The organism is Streptomyces sp. NPDC047081 (assembly GCF_040643775.1).
Lineage (GTDB): Bacteria > Actinomycetota > Actinomycetes > Streptomycetales > Streptomycetaceae > Streptomyces.
In genome coordinates this window covers 188,053-214,602 of record NZ_JBEYUY010000013.1, presented here as the reverse complement: position 1 = coordinate 214,602, position 26,550 = coordinate 188,053, and the positions used below count along the sequence as shown (strand labels likewise).

25 protein-coding genes are annotated in these 26,550 nt (G+C 71.4%); 12 read left to right on the top strand and 13 right to left on the bottom strand.

What is annotated here, in order from left to right:
* Positions 1-12 precede the first annotated feature (12 nt).
* Positions 13-885, bottom strand: a complete 873-nt coding sequence (locus tag ABZ848_RS25630; RefSeq protein WP_360835559.1) for a LysR substrate-binding domain-containing protein — start codon at positions 883-885, stop codon at positions 13-15.
* Positions 886-1,066: 181 nt separating this feature from the next.
* Between ABZ848_RS25630 and ABZ848_RS25625 the strand changes: the two genes are divergently transcribed.
* On the top strand, positions 1,067-2,080 hold the full coding sequence (locus ABZ848_RS25625) for a bile acid:sodium symporter family protein (RefSeq protein ID WP_360835661.1): 1,014 nt from the start codon (positions 1,067-1,069) through the stop codon (positions 2,078-2,080).
* Here ABZ848_RS25625 and ABZ848_RS25620 read toward each other — a convergent pair.
* The 5 genes from ABZ848_RS25620 to ABZ848_RS25600 all read right to left on the bottom strand — a co-directional run bounded on the left by ABZ848_RS25620 (position 2,019) and on the right by ABZ848_RS25600 (position 7,356).
* Positions 2,019-3,227 carry a DUF4185 domain-containing protein gene (locus tag ABZ848_RS25620; protein ID WP_360835557.1) on the bottom strand — a complete coding sequence of 403 codons (1,209 nt, stop codon included), beginning with the start codon at positions 3,225-3,227 and terminating at the stop codon, positions 2,019-2,021. The two genes, ABZ848_RS25625 and ABZ848_RS25620, sit on opposite strands and share 62 nt — an antisense overlap.
* A 10-nt stretch (positions 3,228-3,237) precedes the next feature.
* On the bottom strand, positions 3,238-5,112 hold the full coding sequence (locus tag ABZ848_RS25615) for a sialidase family protein (RefSeq protein WP_360835555.1): 1,875 nt from the start codon (positions 5,110-5,112) through the stop codon (positions 3,238-3,240).
* Between the two features lie 106 nt (positions 5,113-5,218).
* Positions 5,219-5,977: a collagen-like protein gene (locus tag ABZ848_RS25610; protein ID WP_360835553.1), complete on the bottom strand. Its 759-nt coding sequence runs from the start codon at positions 5,975-5,977 to the stop codon at positions 5,219-5,221.
* A 34-nt stretch (positions 5,978-6,011) separates the two neighbouring features.
* Complete coding sequence (locus ABZ848_RS25605; RefSeq protein ID WP_360835551.1) at positions 6,012-6,284, bottom strand: hypothetical protein; 273 nt, start codon at positions 6,282-6,284, stop codon at positions 6,012-6,014.
* Positions 6,285-6,438: 154 nt separating this feature from the next.
* The gene (locus ABZ848_RS25600) at positions 6,439-7,356 is read right to left on the bottom strand and encodes a zinc-binding dehydrogenase (RefSeq protein ID WP_360835549.1); all 918 of its coding nucleotides are present in this window, start codon (positions 7,354-7,356) and stop codon (positions 6,439-6,441) included.
* A gap of 83 nt (positions 7,357-7,439) precedes the next feature.
* Here ABZ848_RS25600 and ABZ848_RS25595 point away from each other — a divergent pair, with 83 nt between their 5' ends.
* Both ABZ848_RS25595 and ABZ848_RS25590 read left to right on the top strand, forming a co-directional pair.
* Positions 7,440-7,883, top strand: coding sequence for a MarR family transcriptional regulator (locus ABZ848_RS25595; RefSeq protein ID WP_360835547.1), 444 nt, complete (start codon positions 7,440-7,442; stop codon positions 7,881-7,883).
* 32 nt (positions 7,884-7,915) lie between these two features.
* The gene (locus ABZ848_RS25590; RefSeq protein WP_360835545.1) at positions 7,916-8,440 is read left to right on the top strand and encodes an isochorismatase family protein; all 525 of its coding nucleotides are present in this window, start codon (positions 7,916-7,918) and stop codon (positions 8,438-8,440) included.
* 3 nt (positions 8,441-8,443) lie between these two features.
* On the opposite strand, the gene ABZ848_RS25585 is transcribed toward ABZ848_RS25590, so the two are convergent.
* A complete protein-coding gene (locus ABZ848_RS25585; RefSeq protein ID WP_360835543.1) occupies positions 8,444-9,163 on the bottom strand; it encodes an SDR family oxidoreductase in 720 nt (239 codons plus the stop codon).
* Positions 9,164-9,289: 126 nt separating this feature from the next.
* On the opposite strand from ABZ848_RS25585, the gene ABZ848_RS25580 reads away from it, so the two are divergent.
* Positions 9,290-10,099 (top strand): LysR substrate-binding domain-containing protein, encoded by an 810-nt coding sequence (locus tag ABZ848_RS25580; protein WP_360835541.1) that lies wholly within the window; start codon positions 9,290-9,292, stop codon positions 10,097-10,099.
* Positions 10,100-10,169: 70 nt separating this feature from the next.
* Here ABZ848_RS25580 and fdhD read toward each other — a convergent pair whose 3' ends face one another.
* Genes fdhD through ABZ848_RS25555 form a run of 5 tightly spaced genes read right to left on the bottom strand, consistent with a single transcriptional unit; the run spans position 10,170 to position 16,612 of the window.
* Positions 10,170-11,018 (bottom strand): formate dehydrogenase accessory sulfurtransferase FdhD, encoded by an 849-nt coding sequence (gene fdhD / locus ABZ848_RS25575; protein WP_360835539.1) that lies wholly within the window; start codon positions 11,016-11,018, stop codon positions 10,170-10,172.
* Between the two features lie 7 nt (positions 11,019-11,025).
* Entirely contained in the window at positions 11,026-11,886 is an 861-nt protein-coding gene (locus ABZ848_RS25570; RefSeq protein ID WP_360835537.1) for a 2Fe-2S iron-sulfur cluster-binding protein, read from the bottom strand.
* Positions 11,883-13,700 carry an NADH-ubiquinone oxidoreductase-F iron-sulfur binding region domain-containing protein gene (locus ABZ848_RS25565; protein WP_360835535.1) on the bottom strand — a complete coding sequence of 606 codons (1,818 nt, stop codon included), beginning with the start codon at positions 13,698-13,700 and terminating at the stop codon, positions 11,883-11,885. Before ABZ848_RS25565 ends, ABZ848_RS25570 begins: the two co-directional genes overlap by 4 nt.
* A 4-nt stretch (positions 13,701-13,704) precedes the next feature.
* The gene (locus ABZ848_RS25560) at positions 13,705-15,630 is read right to left on the bottom strand and encodes a molybdopterin-dependent oxidoreductase (protein WP_360835533.1); all 1,926 of its coding nucleotides are present in this window, start codon (positions 15,628-15,630) and stop codon (positions 13,705-13,707) included.
* A 10-nt stretch (positions 15,631-15,640) separates the two neighbouring features.
* The gene (locus ABZ848_RS25555; RefSeq protein WP_360835531.1) at positions 15,641-16,612 is read right to left on the bottom strand and encodes a 2-dehydropantoate 2-reductase; all 972 of its coding nucleotides are present in this window, start codon (positions 16,610-16,612) and stop codon (positions 15,641-15,643) included.
* A 258-nt stretch (positions 16,613-16,870) separates the two neighbouring features.
* Here ABZ848_RS25555 and ABZ848_RS25550 point away from each other — a divergent pair, with 258 nt between their 5' ends.
* The 4 genes from ABZ848_RS25550 to ABZ848_RS25535 all read left to right on the top strand — a co-directional run bounded on the left by ABZ848_RS25550 (position 16,871) and on the right by ABZ848_RS25535 (position 20,217).
* The gene (locus ABZ848_RS25550; protein ID WP_360835529.1) at positions 16,871-18,205 is read left to right on the top strand and encodes an OFA family MFS transporter; all 1,335 of its coding nucleotides are present in this window, start codon (positions 16,871-16,873) and stop codon (positions 18,203-18,205) included.
* Positions 18,174-18,308 carry a hypothetical protein gene (locus ABZ848_RS25545; protein ID WP_360835527.1) on the top strand — a complete coding sequence of 45 codons (135 nt, stop codon included), beginning with the start codon at positions 18,174-18,176 and terminating at the stop codon, positions 18,306-18,308. The genes ABZ848_RS25550 and ABZ848_RS25545 overlap by 32 nt, the downstream gene beginning before the upstream one ends.
* Before the next feature lie 152 nt (positions 18,309-18,460).
* Entirely contained in the window at positions 18,461-19,399 is a 939-nt protein-coding gene (locus ABZ848_RS25540) for a beta-ketoacyl-ACP synthase III (RefSeq protein WP_360835525.1), read from the top strand.
* Between the two features lie 140 nt (positions 19,400-19,539).
* Complete coding sequence (locus ABZ848_RS25535) at positions 19,540-20,217, top strand: GntR family transcriptional regulator (protein ID WP_360835523.1); 678 nt, start codon at positions 19,540-19,542, stop codon at positions 20,215-20,217.
* On the opposite strand, the gene ABZ848_RS25530 is transcribed toward ABZ848_RS25535, so the two are convergent.
* Complete coding sequence (locus tag ABZ848_RS25530) at positions 20,196-21,377, bottom strand: low temperature requirement protein A (protein WP_360835521.1); 1,182 nt, start codon at positions 21,375-21,377, stop codon at positions 20,196-20,198. The genes ABZ848_RS25535 and ABZ848_RS25530 overlap by 22 nt on opposite strands.
* Positions 21,378-21,596: 219 nt before the next feature.
* On the opposite strand from ABZ848_RS25530, the gene ABZ848_RS25525 reads away from it, so the two are divergent.
* The 4 genes from ABZ848_RS25525 (at position 21,597) to ABZ848_RS25510 (ending at position 26,516) form a co-directional block, all read left to right on the top strand.
* A complete protein-coding gene (locus tag ABZ848_RS25525) occupies positions 21,597-22,778 on the top strand; it encodes an ROK family transcriptional regulator (RefSeq protein ID WP_360835519.1) in 1,182 nt (393 codons plus the stop codon).
* Between the two features lie 116 nt (positions 22,779-22,894).
* Positions 22,895-24,412: a sugar ABC transporter ATP-binding protein gene (locus ABZ848_RS25520; protein WP_360835517.1), complete on the top strand. Its 1,518-nt coding sequence runs from the start codon at positions 22,895-22,897 to the stop codon at positions 24,410-24,412.
* Complete coding sequence (locus ABZ848_RS25515) at positions 24,409-25,428, top strand: ABC transporter permease (RefSeq protein ID WP_360835515.1); 1,020 nt, start codon at positions 24,409-24,411, stop codon at positions 25,426-25,428. Before ABZ848_RS25520 ends, ABZ848_RS25515 begins: the two co-directional genes overlap by 4 nt.
* A 47-nt stretch (positions 25,429-25,475) precedes the next feature.
* The gene (locus ABZ848_RS25510) at positions 25,476-26,516 is read left to right on the top strand and encodes a substrate-binding domain-containing protein (RefSeq protein ID WP_360835513.1); all 1,041 of its coding nucleotides are present in this window, start codon (positions 25,476-25,478) and stop codon (positions 26,514-26,516) included.
* Positions 26,517-26,550 lie beyond the last annotated feature (34 nt).

Below are 26,550 nucleotides of genomic sequence, written 5' to 3'. Positions count from 1 at the left end.
CCAGCGGAGCGCTCAGCCCCTGCGCCGGCGCTGCAGGCGGTCGCCGCCCGTCAGGATCGCCGCCGCCAGGGCGTCCGCCGCGCTCTGGGCCGTGGTGGGGCGGCGGCCGTGGACCAGGACGAAGTCGACGCGGCCCAGTTCCGGGAGGCCGAAGCGGTCCGGGACGCGGACCAGGCCCGGCGGGATCAGGCCCCGGGAGTGGGCCATCACGCCGAGGCCCGCCCGGGCCGCCGCGATCAGGCCGTTGAGGCTGCCGCTGGTGCACGCGATGTGCCACTCCCGGCCCTGCCGCTCCAGGGACTCCAGGGCCAGCGCGCGTGTGATGCCCGGCGGCGGGAACACGATCAGCGGCACCGGACGGTCCGGGTCCAGGCGCAGCCGCTCCGCGCCGATCCAGACCAGCTCGTCGTGCCAGACCAGCTCGCCGCGCGGGTCCTCGGGCCGCCGCTTGGCCAGCACCAGGTCCAGCTTCCCGGCCTCCAGCTGCTCGTGCAGCGTGCCGGACAGCTCGACCGTCAGCTCCAGGTCGACCTCGGGGTGGTCGTGCCGGAAGCCCTCCAGGATCTCCGGCAGCCGGGTCAGCACGAAGTCCTCCGAGGCGCCGAACCGCAGCCGCCCGCGCAGCCGCGTGCCCGTGAAGAACGCCGTCGCCTGCTCGTGCACCTCCAGGATCCGGCGCGCGAAACCGAGCATCGCCTCTCCGTCCTCCGTCAGCTCCACGGAGTGGGTGTCCCGCGAGAACAGCTGCCGGCCGGTCGCGTCCTCCAGCCGCCGCACATGCTGGCTGACCGTCGACTGCCGCAGCCCGAGCCGCCGCGCGGCCTGCGTGAAGCTCAGGGTCTGCGCCACCGCGAGGAAGGTGCGCAGGTGGGAGGGCTCGTACATGGGGACAACCGTAGCCGGTCATCACGAAAAGCGATGACAGTCAGAGCGGTATGACGGATTCCCGATCGGCTCGCCGAGGAGGACGATGAACGGGGGCCCTCCGGGCCCCGGACAGCCACCAAAACCGCCGACAGCAACGAGCAAGTGGAGCACCGTGAAACGCCTGCAATGGCCGAGTTGGATGCCGATCGACCCGTACATCCTGCTGCTGCTCGGGACGGTGGGCCTCGCCGCCCTCTTCCCGGCACGCGGGACCGGCGCCGACGTCGCCTCGGGCGCCTCCACGGCCGCGATCGCCTTCCTCTTCTTCCTGTACGGCGCCCGCCTCTCCACCCGTGAGGCGCTGGACGGACTCAAGCACTGGCGGCTGCACGGCACGGTCCTCGCCTGTACGTTCGTGATCTTCCCGCTGCTGGGCCTCGCGGCCCGCGGCCTGGTCCCGGTCCTCCTCACCCACCCGCTCTACCAGGGCCTGCTCTTCCTCACCCTGGTCCCCTCGACCATCCAGTCGTCGATCGCCTTCACGTCGATGGCGCGAGGGAACGTTCCGGCGGCGATCTGCGCCGGCTCCTTCTCCTCCCTGGTCGGCATCGTCGTCACCCCGCTGCTCGCCGCGGCGCTGCTCGGCAGCAGCGCAGGCGGCTTCTCGGCCGACTCGCTCGTCCAGATCGTGCTCCAGCTGCTGGTGCCGTTCGTCGCCGGGCAGCTGCTGCGGCGCTGGATCGGCGGCTTCGTCGCCCGGCACAAGAAGGTCCTCGGCCTGGTCGACCGGGGTTCGATCCTGCTCGTCGTCTACACCGCGTTCAGCGAGGGCATGGTCCAGGGCATCTGGCACCAGGTCAGCCCCGCCCGGCTCGGCGGCCTGCTGGTCGTCGAGGCCGTGCTCCTCGCCGTGATGCTCGCGCTGACCTGGTACGGCGGCAAGGCGCTGCGCTTCGACCGCGAGGACCGCATCGCCATCCAGTTCGCCGGCTCCAAGAAGTCCCTCGCCTCCGGACTCCCCATGGCGAGCGTCCTGTTCGGCGCCCACGCCTCCCTCGCCGTGCTGCCGCTGATGCTCTTCCACCAGATGCAGCTGATGGTGTGCGCGGTGATCGCCAAGCGCCGCTCGCACGACCCGCAGACCGAGATCGTCAAGCCCGCTCCAGCCGCACCGTCACGAACCGCGGTCGGTACAGGCTCACGTTCGCGTTGATGCTCGCCGAAGCGCCGGTCGTCTCCAGCCAGTTGACGTCGTAGCTGAGCACCAGCCGTCCGTCGCCGTCCAGTTCGGGGTGGGCCTGCGGGTTGTACGCGGCCACCCCGGACGTCGGCAGCGACGGGCTGAAGCTCTTCGTCGGCCCGTGCCAGGGCCCGGTGGGGGAGCAGGACCAGTACGAGGTCACGGTGGTCAGCCCCGCCGCACCCGTCGCCATCGTGAACAGCACGTACGTGCCGCGGACTTGAACGACGGAGAACGCGCTGCCCACCTTCGCGCCCCGCAGCGCCCGCGGCTTCAGCCCCCACCCCGAGCCGTCCCAGTACCGCCAGGCCGACGGGTCCGCGAGCCTGCCCTCCGGCACCCGCGCGACATACGCCGACGAGGCCGGGCGGGCGACCGCCTGCCCGTCGTCGCCGCCGAAGACGTACGTCCAGCCGCCCCTGCTCACCAGCGTCGTCCCGAACAGCAGCCGCCGGGACGGATCCGGCACCAGGCTCTGGTCGAGCACCTTCACCACCGACTCGACCTTCAGATCGGGCAGCGACAGCGTGGCGACCTCGGTGGCGGTCGGCACCCCGTAGATCCACGGCGACTGCCCGGCCGTCCGCACCCACAGCAGCACCCGTACGACCGACTCGGACGAGCCGGGGGAGCGCGGCTCGACCCGGGCCGCGACCGGCCACCGCCACTGGTCCGGGGCCGGGTCGGGGAAGAGCGGGGCGGACAGCGTGGACTGCAACCGGCCCTTGCCGTCCATCACCACGGCCGAGTTGCGGACCAGCGGGGCCGCGGTGTCGCGCCAGGCGTAGGACTCGCCGACCGGGTTGGGCGGGCGGTGCACCTGGCCCAGATAGGTGTCCGAGAACAGCCACAGCACCCGGCCGTCCGGCAGCCGCACCGAGTGGGTGCCGTCGCCGCCGGTCCAGTCGTCCGTCTGGGTCGCGTCGTCGCCGTACCGGGCGAACTCGGTGGTGAGACCGGCGTCCGCCGACACCTTGCCGAGCCTGAGCGGGCCGCAGCCGCCGCCCTCCCGCTCCCCTCCGTGCGGAAGGGCGGTGAGCAGCACGGCCCCGAGGACCAGGGCCAGCAGCAGGCCCAGCCCGGTCCCCGTCCGCTGTCGTGCTCGTCGGTCCTCGGGCACCCACGGGACGTTAGTGGCTGCCGCTCACATGGTCCATGGGCAGCCACAGCACGGTGTCCTTCGACGACTCGGCGGAGAAGTCTGGCTTGGCCAACTCCTCGTCGCTCAGCGCCCGGTCCCACACGTGTACGTCGTCGATCGCGCCGGTGAAGAACGCCCTGCTGTCCATGCGCTGCCCGATGTGCACGCCGAAGGGCGAGTTACGGCTGACCGAGCCCGGCACATCGGCCGCGCCGACCGCCGTACCGTCGATGAAGAGCGTCAGCCGGCCACCGCCTCTCCGCAGGGTCAGGTGGTGCCACTGGCCGTCGTTGTAGGCGCCGGCCGTGCGGACGGACGCCGACCGCGGGGCCGCCGCTCCGTCGCGCACGGTGATCAGGCCCTGGACGCGGTCGCCCGCGGGCTCCCCGCGCAGCCACACCTGCGGCTGGCCGGACCCGACGCCGCCCATCCACAGCAGCGGCTGCTCACCGGTCGTGGCCGCGTACCGGAACCACAGCGACGCCGTGAAGTCCCTTGTCCCGAGCGGCAGTCGGTCGCTGTACGGCAGTCGTACGGCGTCGTCCGTGCCGTCGAACTCCAGCGCGCCCCCGGACACGCCCGCGGTCTCCCGGGCGCCGCCGAGGACGGCCGCGGGGCGGGCGTGCGGGGCGAGGTCGGCGGTGGTCGGGTCGGGGCCGCGGCGCGGTCGCAGCCAGTCCTCGGTGAAGCGGGCGAAGCGGATCTCGTCGCGTGCGTCCACGGCCCCGCCCTCGTACATCAGCCCCACCGTGTCGTGGCTGATGCGGGCCATGTCGGAGTAGCCGGACCAGTCCGTCGTCACGACCGTGCCCCGGTCCACGCTGTCCCAGCTGCGCCCGCCGTCGTACGAGGAGCGGATCATCATGGTCCGGCGGCGGTCGGGGTCGCCGGGGCAGGCCAGCAGCAGGCGGTCGCCGAGGCGCAGCATCGAGCCCTGGACCTGCGGGGTGTAGAGGTCCGGGAGGTCGCGGAAGGGGGCGGCGAAGCTGTCGCCGCCGTCGCGGCTGACCGCCTGGGTGCGGTGGCCGAGGTCGGTGCCGTCCTGTTCCCGGCCGCTGACGAGGATCGAGCCGTCGGCACGCTCGGCGAGGGTGACCTCGGAGGGCTTCTGCCGGAAGGTGCCGTCGGCCGCGATCGGCCAGGAGTCGGTGGCGCCGATCCGCCAGTGGTCGCCGCCGTCGTCGCTGACGATCAGCGCCGCGTGGTTGGCGCTCACCCGATTCCCGTCCCAGGTCTCGGTGTTGACGCCGAAGACCAGTCGCCCGGCACGCTTGCCACGGGTGAGCTGGATGCCGTGCACAGGACCGGTGGCGTACCAGGAGTTCCAGTCCGGGGGCAGGATCTCGGGGCTCAGATCGCGCGGCTCGGACCACGTCAGGCCGTCGTCGTCGCTGTACTGCAGATGCGGGGTGCGGTCGCAGGGCACCGAGCAACTGGCCGCGTCCGTACGGCCCGTGTTGTACGTCTCCGCCAGCAGGACGCGGCCCGTCCCGCGGTCCACGATCGGCGCCGGGTTGCCGTGCGTGTCGCCGCCGCCTGGGTTCACGACCCGGAGCGGGCTCCAGGTGCGGCCGCCGTCCTGAGACCGCTTGACCACGATGTCGATGTCGGCGGCGTCCCCGCAGTTGAGCCGGCGGCCCTCGGCGAACGCGAGCAGCGTGCCCTCGGTGGTCCGCACGATCGCCGGGATGCGGAAGCAGGCGTAGCCGGGCTCCTGGGCGGCCTTGAAGAGGACCTGCTGCTCGAAGTCGGAGGCGGACGCGGTCGGTTGGGCGTGTGCCGGGTTCGGGAGGGCGGCCAGCGCCGCGGCTGCGGCGAGTGCGGTGACGGTGGCTCTCAGACGTGTGCGAAGACGTGATGGCATGGTGCGAACCTGCCCTTCAGAGGTCTGGACATCTGGACATCCCACGTCCAACGTCCCGATCGCAGAGGCTAGTTGGGGGCTCAGGCGCCTCACAAGGAGCGTGCGGCTACTCGGTCGGGTCGCGGCGGCGCAGGGCCGGCAGGACGGGAAGTACGGTCGCGGGTCCGGGACTTGGCGAGGGAGCGGCGCCCGTCCTGCGGCAGACCAGGGCGTCGGGGTCGCTCGCCGGGGTCTGGAGGGTGTAGCCGTTGGGGCACGCGGGGCCCGGGTCGCCCTTGGGTCCGGGATCCCCCTTGTCCCCCTTCGGGCCCTGGACGCCCTGGGTCCCCGGGTTGCCGTTCACGCCGGAAGCGCCGGTGGGTCCGGCGGCTCCGTCGGCCCCCACGGGGCCGGGGTCGCCCGACGGCCCGGGCGAGCCCTCGGGGCCGACGGGCCCCTCCGGACCGGCGGGGCCCGTGGGCCCGGACGGACCGGGCACGCCGCGCGGCCCCTGGGCGCCGTCGGCCCCGGCCGCACCACCCGCCCCCCGGTCGCCCTTGTCGCCCTTCGCGCCCCGAGCGCCGGGGAGCGCGGCGGGCACCCGGATCCGGTCCAGCAGGTCGTCGACCGCCTCCGACGGGTCCGGCGCCGCCGGGGTCCCGCCGCTGGCCCGGACCTGGTCGCGCAGGGCCCGCACGTCCTGTGCGAGCGTGGACAGGGCCTGGCCGCGCCGGTCGGCCTCGGCCTGCATCTGGTCGGCGCGCCGGTCGCCGGAGTCGATGCGCGCCCACAGGATCACCGCCACCCCGCACAGGGCGACCAGCACACAGACCAGGAAGACGCTGCGCCAGCGCGGGGCGAGCAGCCGCTCGAATCGGGACGTCACGGCGCACCTCCGGGCCGCTTGATGTCGGGCCGGTTCACGGCGCACCGCCGAGCCGGTGGATGTCGAGCCTGAGCCGCGCGATCTCCGACTGGTCGGCGGCATGCAGCGTGGACAGTTCGGTGATGCGCGTGTCCCGTTCGGCCACTTGCCGTTCGAGCCGGTCGCGCTCCGACTGGAGCTTCTCGGTCAGGCTGGAGTAGCCGCTCAGCGCGTTCTCCCCGCGCTTGCCGAGATAGGCCACGGCGGCTGCGCCCAGCACGCCCGCGGCCGCCAGTAACGAGCCGAGCAGGGTGGTGCCGGCATCCAAGTGACTGCCTCCTACTTGGACGACGGGCCGCACGGCACGCGGCCCGTGGAACTCACCCAAGTAACGAGCCACTTGCCAACGGGGTGTGCCAAGGTGAACCACTACGCCGGACGGGTGGTGATGGGGCGTCAGAACTGACGCATAAATGCAGATTTCAGGGCCGGAGCACCACCTTGCCCCGATTGCTCCGCGACTCGATCACCGCGTGCGCCCGCGCCGAGTCGGCCAGCGCGAACTCCCCGTGCACGGTGGGCTTCAGCGCACCCTCCCCGAACAGCCGCCACAGCTCCCGCCGCCACCGCTCGTACAACTCCGGCTTACCGCGCGCGATCCGCGCCATCTGGAAGCCGATCACCGACTTCGCCCCGACGAGCAGGTCGTACGCCTGTATCGTCCCGCCGCCCGAGCTGTACGCCACCAGCCGCCCGCCGGGTGCGAGGGCGCCGATCGCCGGGGTGAGCAGCTCGCCGCCCACCGCGTCGAGGGTGTAGTCGACGGGTTCGCCCCAGCTCTCGTCGGCGTAGACGATCACCTCGTCCGCGCCGAGCGAGCGCACGAAGTCGGCCTTGCCCGGGTCGGACACGGCACCCACGACCCGCCCCGCGCCCCGCACCCGCGCCAGCTGCACCGCCAGGTGGCCGACCCCGCTCGCCGCGGCCGTGACGAGCGCCGACTCGCCGGGCTCGGGACGCGCTGCCTCCAGGGCGCCGAGCGCGACCAGTCCGCTGCGCACGAGCGCGACCGCGTCGACGGCCGAAGCGGTGTCCGGGACCGGGGAGGCCATCGCCTCGTGCAGAAGCGCGAAGTCGGCGTAACCGTCCCCGAAGCACAGCCCGGTCACGCGCTCGCCCGCGCGGAAGCGGCCGACGCCCTCGCCGACCGCCACCACCTCACCGGCGATCTCCCCGCCCAGCGGGATCGGCTCGGCCGCCTCGGTGACCTTGCGGACGACGGGCAGCGTGACGCCGACGGCCTCGCAGCGGACGAGCAGCTCTCCGGGGCCGGGCTCCGGAACCGGGGCTTCCTCCAGGAACAGGGGCCCGCCGGTGGACTCGTACCGAACGCGACGCATCGCACCTCCAGAAATCGTTGGGAGTCCCAACGGTATGGCGTCAATCGTTGGGAAGTCCAATGAATTCTCGGTACGCTGTCCGCATGTCCGAAACCGGAGCCCCCCTCGCCGCCATCCGCTCGCTCCCCAGCTGGCTGCTCGGCCGTGCCGCCGCCCGTGGCCGCGCCCTGGTCGCCGAGGCGCTGGCCGCGGAGGGGCTCAAGATGTGGCACCACGTGGTCCTGTCCGCCGTACGGGACCTCGCGCCCGTCGCCCAGGCCGACCTCGGCCGGAGCGTGCGGCTCGACCCGAAGGACCTCGTCGGCGTCCTCAACGACCTTCAGTCCGCGGGCCTCGTCGTGCGCGAACCGGACCCCAGGGACCGCCGCAAGAACGCCGTGTCCCTCACCGAGGAAGGTGCGCGGCTGCTCAAGCGCTGCGAGAAGGCGGCCCGCGCGGCCAACGACGAACTGCTCGCCCCGCTCTCGGCGGCCGAACGCGACCGGTTCATGGGCCTGTTGATCCGGATTTCCGGTACGGAAGGCTGATACGGAGGGCTGACGACGGATAACGTTCCGTCATGACCGCACCCCTCGCCCTCGATCCAGCGCGCAGCGCCCTCGTCCTCGTCGATCTGATGGACCGGATCGTCGCGCTGCCCCTGGAGCCCCGTAAGGGCACCGAAGTCCTGTCCACCGCCGAGGAGTTGGCGACCGCCTTCCGGGTGGCCGGAGCGCCCGTCGCGCTCATCCGGGTGGAGCGGCCCGGTGTCCCGGAACAGCCGCCCGGCAGCGGGCTGGTGGCCGGCCTGGCCCGGGACGGCGATGTGGAGGTCGTGAAGCGGACGATCGGCGGCTTCCAGGGCACGGACCTGGACGAGCGGCTGCGTGAACGGGGCGTCCGTACCCTCGTGTTCGGCGGTATCGCCACCAACCTCGGCGTCGAGTCCACCGCCCGCGCCGCCGGCGACCTCGGCTACGACCTGGTCTTCGTCGAGGACGCCATGGCCGCGTTCACGGCCGCCGAGCACGACGCGTCGGTACGGCTGGACTTCCCGCGGCTGGGGACCGTGGTGACCGCGGCCGAGGTGAGGTTCGTGGGCTGACCCTCACACCAGCGTCCCGCCGCCGTCCACCACCACGACCGAGCCCGTGCTGTAGCCGCCGCGCATCAGGTAGAGGTACGCCTCGGCGACATCCGCCGGCTCGCCCACCCTGCCCACGGGGAGCGAGCCGGCGGTCGAGGCGTACAGGCCCTCGCGCTCGGCCTCGGGCAGGTCCCGCCACAGATCGGTGCGGATCACACCGGGCGAGACGACGTTCACGCGGATGGGCGCCAGCTCCAGGGCGAGCGCGCGGGTGAGCGACTCCATCGCCCCGCACAGGCTCGCCGCGACCGTCGTGCCCGGCATCGGGCGGCGGCCCGCGGTGCCGGTGGTCAGCACGACCGAGCCGCCCGGCCGGATCGCCGGGGCCCCGTGCTTGACGGCCGTGTACGCGCCCCACAGCCGCGTGTCCAGGAAACCCCGGGCGCGGCCGAGGTCCGAGTCGGCGAGACCACCCAGCAGGATGGAGTCGCCCGCCGTGTACACGAGGTGGTCGAAGGCGCCGAGCCCCTCGAAGAAGGCCCGTACGGCCTCCTCGTCGGTCGCGTCCAGGACGTGCCCCTCGGCGCCGTCCGGCAGCCGCTTCAGCGCCGCGGCCACGCTCTCCTGCCGGCGCGAGGCGACCACCACCTCGGCGCCCTCCCCGGCCGCCGCCTCCGCCACCGCCAGTCCGAGCCCCGCCGTACCGCCGATGACGACGATCCGCTGTCCTCGCAGGCTCATGCCGTGCTCCCTTCCTCCACTGTTCGACTCGACGCCGTCCAGCCTGCGGCCGCCCCCGTGCCGCCGTCCAAGACCTCTTCCGGCGTCGGCGATACCCTGAAGGCATCGCCGAGGGAAGGGGCGGCCATGGACCTGGACCTGCGGAAAGTGCGCTACTTCGTCGCGGTGGCCGAGCTGCTGCACTTCGGACGCGCGGCCGAGCGGCTGCACATCGCGCAGCCGGTGCTGAGCCGTCAGATCCGGGCGCTGGAGAAGGACTTGGGCGCGGAGCTGTTCGTACGGGACAGCCACGGGGTGACGTTGACGACGGCGGGTGGGCAACTCCTCGACGACTCACGTCAGTTGCTGGCCTCGGCGGATGCCGCTCGGCGCCGGGTGTGGGCCGCCGCCCGTGGTCGGCGCCGCTTCGTCGTCGGCTTCCGGGCGGGTGTCGTCGTGACGCATGTCCTGCGCGCCTTCGGCGCCGCGCACCCCGACGTCGACGTACAGGCCCGCCGGGTGGAGTGGGACGACCAGGAGCAGCTGATTCTCGACGGGACCGTCGACGTGGCGTACGTACGGCGTCCGATCCGCGAGCAGGGGCTGCGGCTGCTGCCCCAGTACACCGAGGACATGGTGGCCATGCTCCCCGCCGAGCACCGGCTCGCGGGCAAGCAGGAGCTGCGCCGTGCGGACCTGGACGGTGAGACCTGGCTGCGCTACGTCGATCCCCGGCCGGACGACGTGCCGATCCGCACGGTCGAGGAGAAGTTCGAGCGGGTGGCCGCCGGCACCGGCATCACGCTGGTACCGGTGTCCGTCGCCGAGCAGTACTCCCGCCCGGACATCACCTACGTGCCCGTCGTGGACGCCGAGCCCGGTGCGGTGCTGCTCGCCTGGGACGCGGGCCGGCACTCGGCCCTGGTCGAGGCGTTCGTGGCGGCCGCACGCGGCTGAGGCGGGGCCCCGCGGCGCAGGGGGCGCTCCCCGCCGGTCGGGGCCCCGCCGCCGTGTCGCGGGGGGCCGGTCAGCTCTGGGCGGCCGCGGTCCGTAGAGCGATGCGGTCCTCGCCCGCGTACACGTTCATGGAGGCGCCCCGCAGGAAGCCCACCAGGGTCAGGCCCGTCTCCGCGGCCAGGTCCACCGCCAGGGAGGAGGGGGCCGAGACCGCCGCCAGGACCGGGATCCCGGCCATGACGGCCTTCTGGGCCAGCTCGAAGGAGGCCCGGCCGGAGACCAGCAGGATCGTGCGGGACAGCGGCAGGTCGCCGTTCTGCAGGGCGCGGCCGACCAGCTTGTCGACGGCGTTGTGGCGGCCCACGTCCTCCCGTATGTCCAGCAGCTCCCCGTCCTCGGTGAACAGGGCCGCCGCGTGCAGACCCCCGGTCCGGTCGAACACCCGCTGGGCCGCGCGCAGCCGGTCGGGGAGGCTCGCGAGCAGTTCGGGCTCGACCCGGACCGGGGGAGTGTCGGCTATCGGCCAGCGGGCCGTCGTACGCACCGCGTCGAGGCTCGCCTTGCCGCACAGGCCGCAGGACGAGGTCGTGTAGACGTTCCGCTCCAGGGTGATGTCGGGGATGATCACGCCCGGTGCGGTCTTCACGTCGACCACGTTGTACGTGTTCGAGCCGTCGACCGTGGCGCCCGCGCAGTAGACGATGTTCTGCAGGTCCGACTGCTCGGCCAGCACGCCCTCGCTGACCAGGAAGCCCGCGGCCAGCGCGAAGTCGTCGCCCGGGGTGCGCATGGTGATGGCGAGGGGTTTGCCGTTCAGCCGGATCTCCAGCGGTTCCTCGGCGACGAGGGTGTCCGGGCGGGACGAGACCGCCCCGTCGCGGATGCGGATCACCTTGCGTCGTTCCGTGACTCGTCCCATGTGTGCCTCAGTCCCGGTTCTGTACGTGCTGGTAGCCGAAACGGCCCTTGATGCAGAGATTGCCGTGGGTCACCGGGTTGTCGTGCGGGGAGGTGACCTTCACGATCTCATTGTCCTGCACGTGCAGGGTGAGGTTGCAGCCCACTCCGCAGTACGCGCACACGGTCGTCGTCTCGGTCTGCTCGGACTCGTTCCACGTACCCGCCGCGCGCATGTCGAACTCCGACTTGAACGACAGCGCCCCCGTGGGGCACACCTCGATGCAGTTCCCGCAGTACACGCAGGCCGAGTCGGTCAGCGGGGCGTCGTGCTCGACGGCGATCCGGGCGTCGAAACCGCGCCCGGAGACGGAGATCGCGAAGGTGTTCTGCCACTGGTCGCCGCAGGCGTCCACGCACTTGTAGCAGAGGATGCACTTGTCGTAGTCGCGCACATACAGATCGTTGTCGACCTTCGGTTCCTCGTTCAGGCGGGCCGCGTCCGGGCCGAAGCGGTCCGGCTTCGCCTCGTACTCCTTGATCCATTCGGCGACTTGTGGAGTCGTCGACAAGTCGACCGAGGAGGCGAGCAGTTCGAGGACGATCTTGCGGCTGTGCCGGGCGCGCTCGGTGTCCGTGTGTACGACCATGCCGGGCTCGGCCTTCCGCGAGCAGGCCGGCACAAGGGTCCGGGAACCCTCCACCTCGACCACGCACACCCGGCAGGCGTTCTTCGGCCGGAGCGTGTCGCCCTCGCAGAGGGTCGGGACGTCCTTCCCGGCCGCCCGGCACGCGTCGAGGATCGTCGAGCCCTCCGGGACCCTGGCCTCCCGGCCGTCGATGGTGAACTCGAGCAGCCGGCGCGGGATCCCCAGCGGTGTCACGGTCATTCGTACGCCCCCAGACGGTCGATGGCGGATTCCACGGCGTTCCACGCGGTCTGCCCCAGACCGCAGATCGAGGCGTCCCGCATCGCGCGGCCGACCTCCCTGAGCAGCGCGATGTCACCGGCGGCCGCCGCGCCCGACCGCTCCACGATCCGGTGCAGCGCCTCCTCCTGCCGCACGGTCCCGACCCGGCACGGCACGCACTGCCCGCACGACTCGTCCCGGAAGAACTCGGCGATCCGCAGCAGCAGCCGGGGCAGCGGGACCGTGTCGTCGAAGGCCATGACCACTCCCGAACCGAGCGTCGTGCCCGCCTCCCGGGTGCCTTCGAAGGTGAGCGGGATGTCCATTTCGTCCGGCCGTACGAAGCCGCCCGCGGCTCCGCCGAGCAGGACCGCGCGGAGGTTGTCCCGGACCCCCGCGAGCGCGAGGACCTCGCCCAGCGTCGCCCCGAACGGCAGCTCGTAGATCCCGGGCCGCTCCACGCTGCCCGACACGCAGAACAGCTTCGGCCCGGTGGACTTCCCGGTCCCGATCGCCGCGTACGCCGGTGCGCCCATGGTCAGGATCGGCAGTACGTTGACCAGCGTCTCCACGTTGTTCTCGACCGTCGGCCTGCCGAACAGGCCCTTCTCCACGGGGAACGGCGGCTTGGAGCGCGGCTCGCCGCGGTAGCCCTCGATGGAGTTGAAGAGGGCCGTCTCCTCACCGCAGATGTAGGCGCCCGCACCGCGCCGGATCTCCATGTCGAAGGCGTAGCCCTGGCCGAGGACGTCCTCGCCGAGGAGGCCACGCGCGCGTGCCTGCGCGATCGCGTGCTCCAGCCTCCGCAGCGCCCGCGGGTACTCGCCGCGCAGATACACGTACCCCTTGTGCGCGCCGGTCGCGTACGCGGCGATCGTCATCGCCTCGACCAGCGCGTACGGGTCGCCCTCCAGGATCACCCGGTCCTTGAAGGTGCCCGGTTCGGACTCGTCGGCGTTGCACACCAGGTAGTGGGGGTGGTCGGGCTGGGACGCCGTGGCCTGCCATTTGCGGCCGGTGGGGAAGGCGGCGCCGCCACGCCCGACCAGGCCGGAGTCGGTGACCTCGCGGATGACTCCGGCGGGGCCGAGCTCGAAGGCCCGGCGCAGGGCGGTGTAGCCGCCGTGGGAGCGGTAGTCGTCGAGGCTTTCCGGGTCCACCACGCCGACCCGCCTAAGCAGGACCAGCCCGTCCTGCCCCGCCTGGGGAACCGCCAGTGCCGCCGGCGGTTCCTCCGGCGCCGAATCCGGTGAGCTCGCCGCGAGTACGGCCTCGTGGACCGTCGCCGGCGCCGACACCGCCGTACGCACCGGATCGCCCGCCCTGATCGCGAGCGCGGCGGGCGCCCTTTCGCACAGGCCCAGACACGGGCTGCGCTCCACCGAGACACCGGGACCGAGCCGTGCCTCGATCCCGGCGCACAGGTCGGACGCGCCCGCCGCCGTGCACGCGAGGTCCGTGCAGACGTGCAGTACGGTCGCCGGGCGCGGCTTCACCGAGAACATCGCGTAGAAGGTGGCGACCCCGTACGCTTCCGCCGGCGGCACGGTCAGCCGCCGGCACAGGTAATCGAGGGCGCCCTCGCTGATCCAGCCGATCCGGTCGTTGATCGCGTGCAGCCCCGGCAGCAGCAGGTCGCGGCGGTCCCGTGCCTCCCGGCCGCCGCGGGCCCACCTCAGGTCGGCGTCGGAACGGTCCGCGCCCTCCCACGAGGACTCCGGGGGGCCCAACAGGGCGTCCACGGCGGCCCGTTCGTCGTCCGTCGGCTTGCTGTCGCCGAAGTGCAGGTCCACCACATCACCTCACGATGGTCGCAACCGGAAGCTTCTCGATCCGGATCGCCGACGCCTTGAACTCCGCCGTCCCCGCGATCGGGCAATTGGCCTCGATCGTCAGCTGGTTGGTGTCCACCTCGTCGGGAAAGTGCATGGTCATGAAGGCGAGCCCGGGCCGCAGCGCGGTGTCGATCCACACCGGCGCCACCACAGAGCCCCGCCGCGAGGACACCTGCACCTCCTCGCCGACCACCACCCCGTACCGCTCGGCGTCCTCCGGGCACAGCTCGACGTACTCGCCGCGCCGCAGCGGGGAGGCGTAACCGCCGCTCTGCACACCGGTGTTGTAGGAGTCGAGCCGCCGCCCGGTGGTCAGCCGGATCGGGTACTGGTCGTCGGTGAGGTCGACCGGCGGATCGTGCTGGACGATCCCGAAGGGAGCCGACATCCCGCGCCGCGCCGGGTCCTTCTCCCACAACCGGCCGTGCAGATACGTCGGTTCGAGCTCCTCGGTGCTCGGGCACGGCCACTGGATGCCCTGGTGTTCCTCCAGGCGCTCGTACGTCATCCCGTAGTGGTCCGGCGAGACCGAGCGCAGCTCGTTCCAGACGGTCTCCGAGTCGGCGTACTTCCAGTCGTGGCCCAGGCGGGCCGCGAGGTCGCAGATGATGTCGATGTCCTCGCGCGCCTCGCCGGGCGGGGTGACCGCGCGGCGCACGCGCTGAACTCGGCGCTCGCTGTTGGTGGTCGTGCCGTCCGTCTCCGCCCAGCCGGCGGTCGCGGGCAGGATCACGTCCGCCAGTTCGGCCGTCTTCGTGAGGAAGATGTCCTGCACGACCAGGAAGTCCAGCTCGCGCAGCCGCCGTACCGCCTGCTCGCTGTCGGCCTCCGACTGCGCCGGGTTCTCGCCGATGCAGTAGACGGCCTTGAGCGTGCCCTCCTCCATCGCCTCGAACATCTCGGTGAGGTTCAGGCCGTAGTGGGGCTGGATGACCGTGTCCCAGGCCGACTCGAACTTCAGCCGCGTGTCCGGGTCGAGGATGTCCTGGAAGCCCGGGAGACGGTTGGGGATGGCGCCCATGTCGCCGCCGCCCTGCACGTTGTTCTGGCCGCGCAGGGGCTGCAACCCGGCGCCGTACCGGCCGACCTGGCCGGTCAGCAGGGAGAGGTTGATGAGCGCGCGGACGTTGTCGGTCCCGTTGTGGTGCTCGGTGATGCCGAGGGTCCAGCACAGCTGGGCGCGCTCGGCGCGGGCGTAGGCGTGCGCCAACTCCCTTATGGCGCGGGCCGGTACGCCCGTCACCTTCTCCGCGAGGGACAGCGTCCAGGGCTCGACGAGTTTCCGGTACTCCTCGAAGCCGCTCGTCGCCCGCTCGATGAACGCCTCGTTGGCCAGGCCCGCGTGGATGATCTCGCGCCCGATCGCGTGCGCCATGGGGATGTCCGTGCCGACGTTCAGGCCGAGCCAGCTCTCCGCCCACTCGGCGGTGGACGTGCGGCGCGGATCGACGGCGTACATCCGGGCGCCGTTCCTGATCCCCTTCAGCACGTGCTGGAAGAAGATCGGGTGCGCGAAGCGGGCGTTGGAGCCCCACATCACGATGACGTCGGTGTGCTCGATCTCCTCGTACGAGGAGGTCCCGCCGCCCGAGCCGAATGCGGCGGACAGTCCGGCGACGCTCGGGGCGTGGCAGGTCCGGTTGCAGGAGTCGACGTTGTTGGTGCCCATGACGACCCGCGCGAACTTCTGCGCCACGTAGTTCATCTCGTTCGTCGCTCGGGCGCAGGAGAACATGCCGAAGGCGCCGCGGTTGCGCTCCAGGCCGGCGGCCGCCCGGTCCAGGGCCTCATCCCAACTCGCCTGCCGGAAGGGCTCGTTGCGGGAGTCGCGAACCAGGGGGTGGGTGAGGCGGGCGTAGGTCTTCGGGGTCCGGTCGCGTTTGCTCATACGACACTCCTCATGCGGCGGTCCTCAGTGCGAGCAGGTCCGAGATGGCGTGCACGGTGCGCAGGGTGGGCACCTCCACGCCGGTGATCTCCGCCAACTCGACGACGGCCGCGAGGAGTACGTCGAGTTCGAGCGGCTTGCCGCGCTCCAGGTCCTGGAGCGTGGAGGTGCGGTGGTCGCCGACCTTCTCGGCGCCCGCGAGCCGGCGTTCGATGGAGACGCCGACCTCGCAGCCCAGGGCCTCGGCGACCGCGAGCGTCTCGGCCATCATGGTCTCGATGACCTTGCGGGTGCCGCCGTGCAGGCACATCTGCCGCATGGTGGCGCGGGCCAGCGCGCTGATCGGGTTGAACGAGATGTTGCCGAGCAGCTTGAGCCAGATGTCGTTGCGCAGATCGGGTTCGACCGGGCACTTCAGGCCACCGGCGACCATGGCCTCGCTGAAGCCCTGACAGCGCTTCGAGACGCTGCGGTCGGGCTCGCCGATCGAGAACCGGGTGCCTTCGAGATGTCGCACAACTCCCGGGCCCGCCAGCTCTGTTGCCGCGTAGACGACACAGCCGACGGCCCGTTCGGGCGCGAGCACCGCACTGACCGCGCCGTCGGGGTCCACGCTGTCGACGCGGTGGCCGTCGTAGGGGCCGCCGTGCCGGTGGAAGTACCACCAGGGGATGCCGTTCTGGGCGGCGACCACCGCCGTGCTGTCGTGCAGAAGGGGCTCGATCAGCGGCCCGCACGCCGCGTACGAGTTGGCCTTCAGACCGAGGAAGACATAGTCGACCGGACCGATCTCGCCCGGGTCGTCGGTGGCGTGGGCGCGCGCGGTGAAGTCGCCGCGCGGGCTCAGCACCCGTACTCCGTGCTGCCTCATGGCCGCGAGATGCGGTCCACGGGCGACGAGATGCACATCGGCGCCGGCGCGGTGGAGCGCGGCACCGACGTAGGCGCCGATCGCACCGGCGCCGAGAACTGCGACTTTCATGACGAGGGAGCTCCGTTCGGTTCGAGGGATACCGCGGAGATGGCTGACCGTCGAGCTGACGGCCGAACTCTGTCGACTGAATATTGTCTACAGTATGGGAGTGAGGGCGACAAGACTCCGCGCAGCACCTGGTGGTTGACCGTTCATCGACCGCGACCGACCGTTCGTCGCGCGATGCATACCGCTCACCGCATACGGTCGACGCTTTGCCTCCCCGGTCCTTCCCAACTCCTTTACGGATTCCTAGGGTTCGGGATCATGAGCCCCCCTGTAGCACCGCCCGGCTGGAGCCGTTGGCTCGTTCCCCCGGCCGCGCTGTCCGTGCATCTCTCCATCGGCCAGGCCTACGCCTGGAGCGTCTTCAAGCCGCCGCTCGAGTCCGCGCTGAACCTGGACGGCACCGAGAGCGCGCTGCCCTTCCAGTTCGCCATCGTGATGCTGGGCCTGTCCGCCGCGTTCGGCGGCACGCTCGTCGAACGCAACGGGCCGCGCTGGGCGATGACCGTGGCGCTGGTCTGCTTCTCCTCCGGCCTGCTGCTGTCCGCGCTGGGCGCCGAGACCAAGCAGTTCTGGCTGATCGTGGTCGGCTACGGCGTGGTCGGCGGCATCGGCCTCGGCATCGGCTACATCTCGCCCGTGTCGACATTGATCAAGTGGTTCCCGGACCGGCCCGGCATGGCCACCGGCATCGCCATCATGGGCTTCGGCGGCGGCGCGCTGATCGCCTCGCCCTGGTCGGCGCAGATGCTGGAGTCCTTCGGCACCGACCACTCCGGGATCGCGCAGACCTTCCTCGTGCTCGGGCTGTCGTACGCCGTCTTCATGACCCTCGGCGTGCTGCTGGTGCGGGTGCCGCGGACGGAGCGGCCGGTCGAGAGCGCGCCGAGCGCCTTCGAGGGCGTGCAGGTCTCCGCCAACAGCGCTGTGCGCACGCCCCAGTTCTGGTGCCTGTGGCTCGTGCTGTGCATGAACGTGACCGCGGGTATCGGCATCCTGGAGAAGGCCGCGCCGATGATCACGGACTTCTTCGCCAACTCCTCGGCGGCGGTGTCCGCTTCGGCCGCGGCCGGCTTCGTGGCGCTGCTGTCCGCCGCCAACATGGCGGGCCGGATCGGCTGGTCGTCCACCTCCGACCTGATCGGCCGCAAGAACATCTACCGCGTCTACCTCGGTGTCGGCGCCCTGATGTACGCGCTGATCGCCCTGTTCGGCGACTCCTCCAAGCCGCTGTTCATCCTGTGCGCGCTGGTGATCCTCTCCTTCTACGGCGGTGGCTTCGCGACCATCCCCGCCTACCTCAAGGACCTCTTCGGCGCCTACCAGGTCGGCGCGATCCACGGGCGGCTGCTCACCGCCTGGTCCACGGCCGGCGTCCTCGGACCGCTGATCGTGAACTGGATCGCCGACCACCAGAAGGACGCCGGCAAGTCCGGCTCGTCCCTCTACACGCTCTCCTTCATCATCATGATCGGCCTGCTCGTCGTCGGCTTCGTCGCCAACGAGCTGGTCAAGCCGGTCGACGCCCGTCACCATGTCCCCGCCCCGAAGGAGGAGGCCGTCGATGTCGAACGACAGCAGCCAGAGTCCGCCTGACCGGCGCCTGCTCATCGCCTTCGCCTGGCTGTGGGTGGGGGCACCGCTCGTCTACGGCCTGTACGAGCTCGTACAGAAGGCGACGAAGCTCTTCAGCGGGTGACTGTTCGGCAGGTGTTCGGGCGTCCGAGGGTCTGACAGAAGCCGACAACCCGGACGCCCGAATCCTGTCGCCTTACCTGCCGCCGTACTGGTGAGTCACTGATCAGACTGGTGGATCCCGCTACCCGAGGTACTTACGAGGGGGACCACCCAATGAACCGCTCGCGTATCGCCGCCGTCGGTCACTACCAGCCCGCCAAGGTGCTCACCAACGAGGACCTGGCGGGGATGGTGGACACGAGCGACGAGTGGATCACGTCCCGGGTGGGGATCCGTACACGCCACATCGCGGGCCCGGACGAGCCGGTGGACGAGCTCGCCGCGCACGCCGCCGCGAAGGCGCTCGCGGCGGCCGGCCTCGCGCCCGGCGACATCGACCTGGTCCTGGTCGCCACCTCCACGGCGATCGACCGCTCGCCCAACATGGCCGCCCGGGTCGCCTCCCGCCTCGGCATCCCCTCGCCCGCCGCGATGGACGTCAACGTCGTGTGCGCCGGGTTCACCCACGCCCTCGCGACGGCCGACCACGCGGTGCGGGCCGGCGGCTCGGCCCGGGCCCTGGTCATCGGCGCCGACAAGATGTCCGAGGTCACCGACTGGAGCGACCGTACGACCTGTGTGCTCGTCGGCGACGGGGCGGGTGCCGCCGTGGTCGAGGCCGCGGACGAGTCCGGCATCGGACCGGTGCTGTGGGGCTCGGTGCCCGAGATGGGGCACGCCGTGCGCATCGAGGGCACGCCCCCGCGGTTCGCGCAGGAGGGGCAGAGCGTCTACCGCTGGGCCACCACCCAGCTGCCGGCCATCGCCCGCAAGGCCGTCGAGCGCGCCGGGCTCACCCCCGCCGACCTCGCCGGAGTCGTCCTCCACCAGGCCAACCTGCGCATCATCGAGCCCCTCGCCGACAAGATCGGCGCCGTGAACGCCGTCGTCGCCCGGGACGTCACCGAGTCCGGCAACACCTCCGCGGCCAGCATCCCGCTCGCGTTCTCGAAGCTCGTCGAACAGGGCGCGCTCTCCACCGGCGACCCGGTCCTGCTCTTCGGCTTCGGCGGCAACCTCTCCTACGCCGGCCAGGTCGTCCGCTGCCCGTGACCTGCGGGTACCGCACGGTGTGACGCAGTCAACTCCCTGTTTCCCTGGCCGCGGTGCGCCGTAGACTGTAGACGAAAGACAATCCATACTGGCTTTCCGGCTGCAGTTGCCCCGCGCTGCCCCAGGAGGGGGACCGACCGATGTTGTCGACAGGACTGCCGCAGGGCGCGGTGCCCAAGCTCGAACGGCCCGGCCCGCTGCGCGACCGCGTCTACGAGGCGCTGCTCGAACTCATCACCACCCGCGCCCTCCAGCCCGGCCAGCACCTGGTCGAGAGCGAACTCGCAGGCCACCTCGGCGTGTCGCGCCAGCCCGTGCGCGAGGCGCTGCAGCGCCTGAACACCGAGGGCTGGGTCGACCTGCGGCCCGCCCAGGGCGCGTTCGTGCACGAGCCGACGGAGGAGGAGGCCGACCAGCTCCTCACGGTCCGTACGCTCCTGGAGGCCGAGGCCGCCCGGCTCGCCGCCGCGAACGCGGGCCGGGCCGGCATCACCGTGCTCGAAGAGCTGTGCGCGGAGGGCGAGAAGGCCGTCGCCGCGGACGACGTGGACGGGGCGGTCGCGATGAACGCCCGCTTCCACGCGAAGATCATGGAGCTGGCGGGCAACGCGGTCCTCGCGGAGCTGGCCGCCCAGGTCGACCGCCGGGTGCGCTGGTACTACACGCCGATCGCCCGCCAGCGCGGTGTGCAGTCCTGGATCGAGCACCGCGCGCTGATCGCCGCGATCTCCGACCGGGACGAGCAGCGGGCGACGGAACTGATGCGGGAGCACACGGAGCACACCCGGCGCTCGTATCACGACAGGGCGAAGTCCTGAGCCCTCGCGGTTCTGCTGCCGCACCAGCGGTTCTCCACCGCCAGCATGACCGTCAACACGCCCACCAGGGCGAGCAGTTCGGCCATCGCCGAGACGTGCACCCCGAGCAGCGCCGTCGCCAGGGCCACCGGGGCGGCACTCGCGCGGAAGCGTACGGGGTACAGGCGCAGGACCGCGCGGAACGCCACGTCCCCGACGAGGAACAGCGCCACACCGCCGGCGAGCGCCAACGCGGGTCCGGTGTGGAGGTGTTCGGTGAGATGGCCGAGGGTCTTCTTCACACCGGTGGCCAGGTAGGCGATGCCGAGCAGCATCGGCAGGAAGGAGTAGTAGTACGCGTTCATCGCCAGACGCCAGCGTCTCGGTGCCGGCGTCGCGCGGAACGCGGCCTCGGCGACCTCCTCGTCGCGCACGAAGTACGTCCACCACAGCGCGATCCCGAGCGCCAGCGACAGGAACGCGCCGCCCAACAGGCCCGGCGTCAGCGGCAGATCACCGATACCGGTGCCGATCGCGATCACCGACTCGCCGAACGCGACGATCAGCAGCAGCCCGTGCCGCTCCACGAAGTGCGCCGGGTCCAGGCTGCCCAGCTGGACCCGCATGGTGGCGCTGGACCGGCCGTCCGCGCGGCGCGGCCCGTGCTCGGCGATGAACGGCGTGACGAACTGCAGGACCAGCGCGAGGAGCCAGAACCCGTCCGCCGTAAGCCCGTTGAAGAAACCCGCCGCCGTCACCGACAGCGCGGCCAGGCCGTTCGGGACGCCGTACCAGATCGAGTCCAGGCCGTGGCTGCGGGTGTAGAGCGCCGTGTGGACGATCACGACGCCCAGGAAGCCGAGGCCGAAGACCACGCCGGTGTCGTCGAAGACGCGGGGGATCGCCAGCGCGCACACCAGGAACGCGCCCATGCCCAGCATCAGCAGCAGCCGGCGTGAAGGGCGGTCCGGCGGCACCTGGTTGGTGAGGTACGCATAGGCGCCGTACATCCAGAACAGCACCACGAGGATCAGCGCGACGCGGCCCGCGGTGGCGAAGGTCAGGTCACCGGCGAGCAGCACGGTGAGCTGGGTGAGGGTGAAGACGAAGACCAGGTCGAAGAAGAGCTCGAGGGTGGTGACTCTCCGGCCCTCTTCCTGGCCCTTTTCCCGCACTGCCATGTCCACGTGTCCCCCCTGAACCGACGCTGACCAGATCGTATGCGGCGGCGTGGAGCCCGGCGCGCGGATATCCGGGGCGCCGGTCTTTGTCCTGTCAGTGGAGAAAGTCGAGGACAATTCGCGCACAGCTTCTTCCCAGGTTCGGCGCCCGCTGCTACGTTCCCCTCGAAAGCCCGAACACTGGTGGCCGGTTGAGGCGGGGAGGGGCTCGTGAGACGCATGACGGCACGACCCGCGAACGCTCATCAGGCCAGGCTGCTCAAGCTGTTGCGCGACGGCGGCCCCAACTCCCGTGCCCAGCTGGGCGATCAGATCGACCTCTCGCGGTCCAAGCTGGCCGTGGAGGTGGACCGGCTGCTGGAGACGGGCCTGGTCGTGGCCGACGGACTCGCCGCATCCCGCGGTGGCCGCCGTTCCCACAACGTCCGGCTCGCCCCCGCTCTGCGCTTCCTCGGCGTCGACATCGGCGCGACCTCGGTCGACGTCGCCGTCACCAACGCCGAGCTGGAGGTCCTCGGACACCTCAACCAGCCCATGGACGTACGCGAGGGACCCGTCGCGGTCTTCGAGCAAGTGCTGTCCATGGCCGCGAAGTTGAGGGCCTCGGGGCTCGCGGAGGGCATCGACGGCGCCGGCATCGGCGTCCCCGGACCCGTCCGCTTCCCCGAGGGCGTGCCGGTGGCCCCGCCGATCATGCCGGGCTGGGACGGCTTCCCCGTGCGGGAGGCGCTCAGCCAGGAACTCGGCTGCCCCGTCATGGTCGACAACGACGTGAACCTCATGGCGATGGGGGAGATGCACGCGGGCGTCGCACGCTCCGTGGGCGACTTCCTCTGCGTCAAGATCGGCACCGGCATCGGCTGCGGGATCGTCGTCGGCGGTGACGTGCACCGCGGGGTGACCGGCAGCGCGGGCGACATCGGGCACATCCAGGCCGTGCCCGACGGGCGTCCGTGCGCCTGCGGCAACCGGGGCTGCCTGGAAGCCCACTTCAGCGGGGCGGCCCTCGCCCGGGACGCCGTGGAGGCGGTCGAGCAGGGGCGGTCCGACGAACTCGCCTCGCGGCTGGCGGCGAACGGCACCCTGACCGCCGTCGACGTCGCCGCCGCTGCCGCCGCGGGCGACGCCACCGCCCTCGACCTGATCCGCGAGGGCGGCACCCGCACCGGCCAGGTCATCGCCGGCCTCGTCTCCTTCTTCAACCCCGGCCTGGTGGTGATCGGCGGCGGGGTGACCGGCCTCGGCCACACCCTGCTCGCCGCGATCCGCACCCAGGTCTACCGCCAGTCACTGCCCCTCGCGACGGGCAACCTGCCCATCGTGCTGGGGGAGTTGGGGCAGAACGCCGGAGTCATCGGCGCCGCCCGTCTCATCAGCGACCATCTCTTCTCGCCCGCGTAAAGCCACTTCCCGACACGGCTCACCCGCACAACGCGCCGCTTCGCCCTGCCCTCTGCACCTGAAGCCCTGCTCCGCCCTGCCCTGAAACCGGCCCGCACGCCCGCCAAGGGGACCTCATGGCACCAGAATCACCGCTCCTCAGCATGTCCGGCATCACCAAGTCGTTCCCCGGAGTCCGGGCCCTCGACGGCGTCGACCTCGACGTCCAGGCCGGCGAAGTCCACTGTCTGCTCGGCCAGAACGGGGCCGGCAAGTCCACCCTCATCAAGGTCCTGGCCGGCGCCCACCAGCCCGACACCGGCACCATCCGCTGGCGCGGCGACGAGGTCACCCTCCGCTCACCGATCGCCGCCATGCGCCTCGGCATCGCCACCATCTACCAGGAACTCGACCTGGTCGAGCACCTGTCGGTGGCCGAGAACGTCCACCTCGGCCACGAACCCACGGCCGCCGGCTTCGTCGTACGGGGAAAGGCCGCCAAAGCATCAACGGCCGCACTGCTCAAGCGACTTGGGCATCCCGAGATCGACCCGGGGCGACTGGTCGGTGAGCTGTCCGCGGCCCAGCAGCAGATCGTGTCCATGGCCCGGGCGCTCTCCCACGACGTACGGCTCATCGTGATGGACGAGCCGTCCGCCGCCCTCGACCCGGACGAGGTCGACAACCTCTTCCGCATCGTCGGCGACCTGACCGCCGACGGGGTCGCCGTCGTCTACATCTCCCACCGCCTGGAGGAGATCCGCCGCATCGGCGACCGCGTCACCGTCCTCAAGGACGGCCGCGCGGTGGCGGTGGGACTGCCCGCGAAGTCGACGCCGACGCGTGACGTGGTGGCGCTGATGACCGGGCGGAACGTGGAGTACGTCTTCCCCGAGAGGCCAGTCTCGGTGCCGGAGGCCGCGCCCGTGCTGGAGGTCCAAGGGCTGTCCCGGGAGGGGGAGTTCGAGCCGCTAGACCTGGCGGTGCGGCCCGGCGAGATCGTCGGGCTGGCCGGGCTCGTCGGCTCCGGGCGCTCCGAGATCCTTGAGACGATCTACGGAGCCCGCAAGGCGAGCGCGGGCCAAGTCCGGGTCGACGGGCGAGTGTTGCGTCCCGGGAGCGCGCGCGCGGCGGTACGGGCCGGGCTCGGGCTCGCGCCCGAGGAACGCAAGGCGCAGGCCCTGCTGATGCTGGAGTCCGTCACCCGCAACGTCTCGGTCTCCTCCATGTCCCGCTTCTCACGCGGCGGTTGGATCGACCGCGGCGCCGAACTGGGCGCGGCACGCGCCGCGACACGCGAGCTGTCGCTGCGCCCCGACAACCCCGCCGTACCGATCCGCACCCTGTCCGGCGGCAACCAGCAGAAGGCCGTCCTCGCCCGCTGGCTGCTGCGCGGCTGCCGTGTCCTGCTGCTCGACGAACCCACCCGGGGCGTCGACGTCGGCGCCCGCGCCGAGCTCTACGCGGTGATCCGCCGCCTCGCCGACGAGGGCCTCGCCGTGCTGCTGGTCTCCAGCGAGGTACCCGAGGTGCTCGGCCTCGCCGACCGCGTACTGGTGCTCCGCGAGGGCCGCGTCGTCCACACGGCGCCCGCCCGGGAGCTCGACGAACACCGCGTACTCGACCTGGTCATGGAAGGAAGCCCGGCGTCATGACGCAGCACGCCTCCCCGCCGCGGGACAACACCGACAAGGTGCCGTCGCTCGGCCAACCCCCCTCCTGGCGCGGCCTGTTGGCACGGACCGACGTCCGCACCCTCTCCCTGCTCGGCGTGCTCGCCGCGCTGGTCCTGATCGGCGGCATCACCAAGCCCGACGAGTTCCTCGACACCCGCAACCTCCAACTCGTCCTCACCCAGGCCTCCGTGATCGGCGTCGTCACCGTCGGCATGACCTTCGTCATCACCTCCGGCGGCATCGACCTCTCGGTCGGCGCGATCGTCGCCCTCGCCTCGGTCTGGGCGACGACGGTGGCCACCCAGGACTACGGCTTCGCGGGAGTTCTCTTCACGGCGGTGATCGTCGGGGTGGGCTGCGGTCTCGTGAACGGACTGCTCATCGCGTACGGCGGGATGGTCCCGTTCATCGCGACCCTCGCGATGCTCGCCTCGGCGCGCGGCCTCGCCCTGCAGATCACCGACGGCAAGACGCAGATCGTCAGCATTCCCAGCGTCCTCGACCTGGGCGAACGGGACGCGTACGTGCTCGGCATCCCGCCGCTGGTGATGGTGTTCGCGGTGGTCACGATCATCGGCTGGCTGATCCTGAACCGCACGACGTTCGGACGCCGCACGGTCGCCGTCGGCGGCAACGCGGAGGCCGCCCGGCTCGCCGGCATCGACGTCCGCCGGCAACGGCTGTACCTGTACCTGCTGTCCGGGCTGTGCTGTGGCATCGCCGCCTTCCTGCTGATCATCCTGTCCGGCTCGGGACAGAACACCAACGGCAACCTGTACGAGCTCGACGCCATCGCCGCCGCGATCATCGGCGGCACGCTGCTCAGCGGTGGGCGCGGGACGATCACCGGGTCCGTGCTGGGTGTCCTGATCTTCACGACGATCACCAACATCTTCGCCCTGAACAACCTGCAGAGCGACGTCCAGCAGATCGCCAAGGGCGCGATCATCGTGGCGGCTGTGCTGGTCCAGCGTCGTACCGCCAGCGTGTCCTGAGGAAAGGTTTCAGTAATATGTCACATACCACCCGTGGATCCAGTGCTATGTCACATACCACTGGCCGCAGAGGCTTCCTCTTCGGTACCGCAGCCCTCTCCACAACCGCCCTCCTGGCAGGTTGCACGAGTAACGAGTCCAAGGACGAGAGCCCCGCAGCCAACGACCAGTCCGCCGCCGACGACAAGCCCGGCAAGCACGTCACCATCGGCTTCGCCGGCCCGCAGGCCGATCACGGCTGGCTCAACGCGATCAACGACAACGCCAAGAGCCGCGCCAAGAAGTACTCGGACGTCACCCTGGAGATCACCGAGGGCTCCAACGACACGGCCGCCCAGATCGGCCAGATAGAGACCCTCATCAACAAGAAGGTCGACGTCCTGGTGGTGCTGCCCGCCGACGGCAAGGCGCTCACCCAGGTCGGGCTGAAGGCGATGCGCGCGGGCATCCCGGTCGTCAACCTGGACCGGATCTTCAACTCCCCGCAGGCGTACCGCTGTTGGATCGGCGGCGACAACTACGGCATGGGCCTCAACGCCGGCACGTACATCGGCGAGAAGCTCAAGGGGAAGTCGGGCGCCAAGGTCATCGAGCTGGCCGGCCTCGACAACCTGGAGCTGACCAAGCAGCGCACCCAGGGCTTCGACGACGCCCTGAAGAACTACCCGAACATCAAGAAGGTGGCCCGGCAGGCAGCCGAGTTCACGGTCGAGTCCGGGCAGGCCAAGATGGCCCAACTCCTGCAGGCGCAGCCCAAGTTCGACGCGCTGTGGAACCACGACGACGACCAGGGCGTGGGCGCGCTGCGCGCCATCGAGCAGGCCGGGCGCGAGGACTTCCTGATGGTCGGCGGCGCGGGCGCGCTCTCCGCCTTCCAGGCCATCAAGCAGGACAACGGCGTCCTCAAGGCGACCGTCCTCTACCCGCCGACGATGGCCGCGTCCGCGATCGACCTGGCCCGCGCGCTCGGCCAGGGCAAGGGCGTCAGCGGTCTCGCCGAGTTCGAGATCCCGGCCTCCCTGACGCTCTACTCGGCGGTCGTCGACAAGGACAACGTCGACCAGTACATGCCCACCGGCTTCCGCTGACGGGCCCCGCCCCGCACCCCCCACGGCGCCGCCG

Coding starts and splice junctions, on each gene's coding strand:
- ABZ848_RS25630 (WP_360835559.1), bottom strand. CDS start 885: ATGTACGAGCCCTCCCACCTGCGCACCTTCCTCGCGGTGGCGCAGACC.
- ABZ848_RS25625 (WP_360835661.1), top strand. CDS start 1,067: ATGCCGATCGACCCGTACATCCTGCTGCTGCTCGGGACGGTGGGCCTC.
- ABZ848_RS25615 (WP_360835555.1), bottom strand. CDS start 5,112: ATGCCATCACGTCTTCGCACACGTCTGAGAGCCACCGTCACCGCACTC.
- ABZ848_RS25600 (WP_360835549.1), bottom strand. CDS start 7,356: ATGCGTCGCGTTCGGTACGAGTCCACCGGCGGGCCCCTGTTCCTGGAG.
- ABZ848_RS25595 (WP_360835547.1), top strand. CDS start 7,440: ATGTCCGAAACCGGAGCCCCCCTCGCCGCCATCCGCTCGCTCCCCAGC.
- ABZ848_RS25590 (WP_360835545.1), top strand. CDS start 7,916: ATGACCGCACCCCTCGCCCTCGATCCAGCGCGCAGCGCCCTCGTCCTC.
- ABZ848_RS25585 (WP_360835543.1), bottom strand. CDS start 9,163: ATGAGCCTGCGAGGACAGCGGATCGTCGTCATCGGCGGTACGGCGGGG.
- ABZ848_RS25580 (WP_360835541.1), top strand. CDS start 9,290: ATGGACCTGGACCTGCGGAAAGTGCGCTACTTCGTCGCGGTGGCCGAG.
- fdhD (WP_360835539.1), bottom strand. CDS start 11,018: ATGGGACGAGTCACGGAACGACGCAAGGTGATCCGCATCCGCGACGGG.
- ABZ848_RS25570 (WP_360835537.1), bottom strand. CDS start 11,886: ATGACCGTGACACCGCTGGGGATCCCGCGCCGGCTGCTCGAGTTCACC.
- ABZ848_RS25560 (WP_360835533.1), bottom strand. CDS start 15,630: ATGAGCAAACGCGACCGGACCCCGAAGACCTACGCCCGCCTCACCCAC.
- ABZ848_RS25555 (WP_360835531.1), bottom strand. CDS start 16,612: ATGAAAGTCGCAGTTCTCGGCGCCGGTGCGATCGGCGCCTACGTCGGT.
- ABZ848_RS25550 (WP_360835529.1), top strand. CDS start 16,871: ATGAGCCCCCCTGTAGCACCGCCCGGCTGGAGCCGTTGGCTCGTTCCC.
- ABZ848_RS25545 (WP_360835527.1), top strand. CDS start 18,174: ATGTCGAACGACAGCAGCCAGAGTCCGCCTGACCGGCGCCTGCTCATC.
- ABZ848_RS25540 (WP_360835525.1), top strand. CDS start 18,461: ATGAACCGCTCGCGTATCGCCGCCGTCGGTCACTACCAGCCCGCCAAG.
- ABZ848_RS25535 (WP_360835523.1), top strand. CDS start 19,540: ATGTTGTCGACAGGACTGCCGCAGGGCGCGGTGCCCAAGCTCGAACGG.
- ABZ848_RS25530 (WP_360835521.1), bottom strand. CDS start 21,377: ATGGCAGTGCGGGAAAAGGGCCAGGAAGAGGGCCGGAGAGTCACCACC.
- ABZ848_RS25525 (WP_360835519.1), top strand. CDS start 21,597: ATGACGGCACGACCCGCGAACGCTCATCAGGCCAGGCTGCTCAAGCTG.
- ABZ848_RS25520 (WP_360835517.1), top strand. CDS start 22,895: ATGGCACCAGAATCACCGCTCCTCAGCATGTCCGGCATCACCAAGTCG.
- ABZ848_RS25515 (WP_360835515.1), top strand. CDS start 24,409: ATGACGCAGCACGCCTCCCCGCCGCGGGACAACACCGACAAGGTGCCG.
- ABZ848_RS25510 (WP_360835513.1), top strand. CDS start 25,476: ATGTCACATACCACTGGCCGCAGAGGCTTCCTCTTCGGTACCGCAGCC.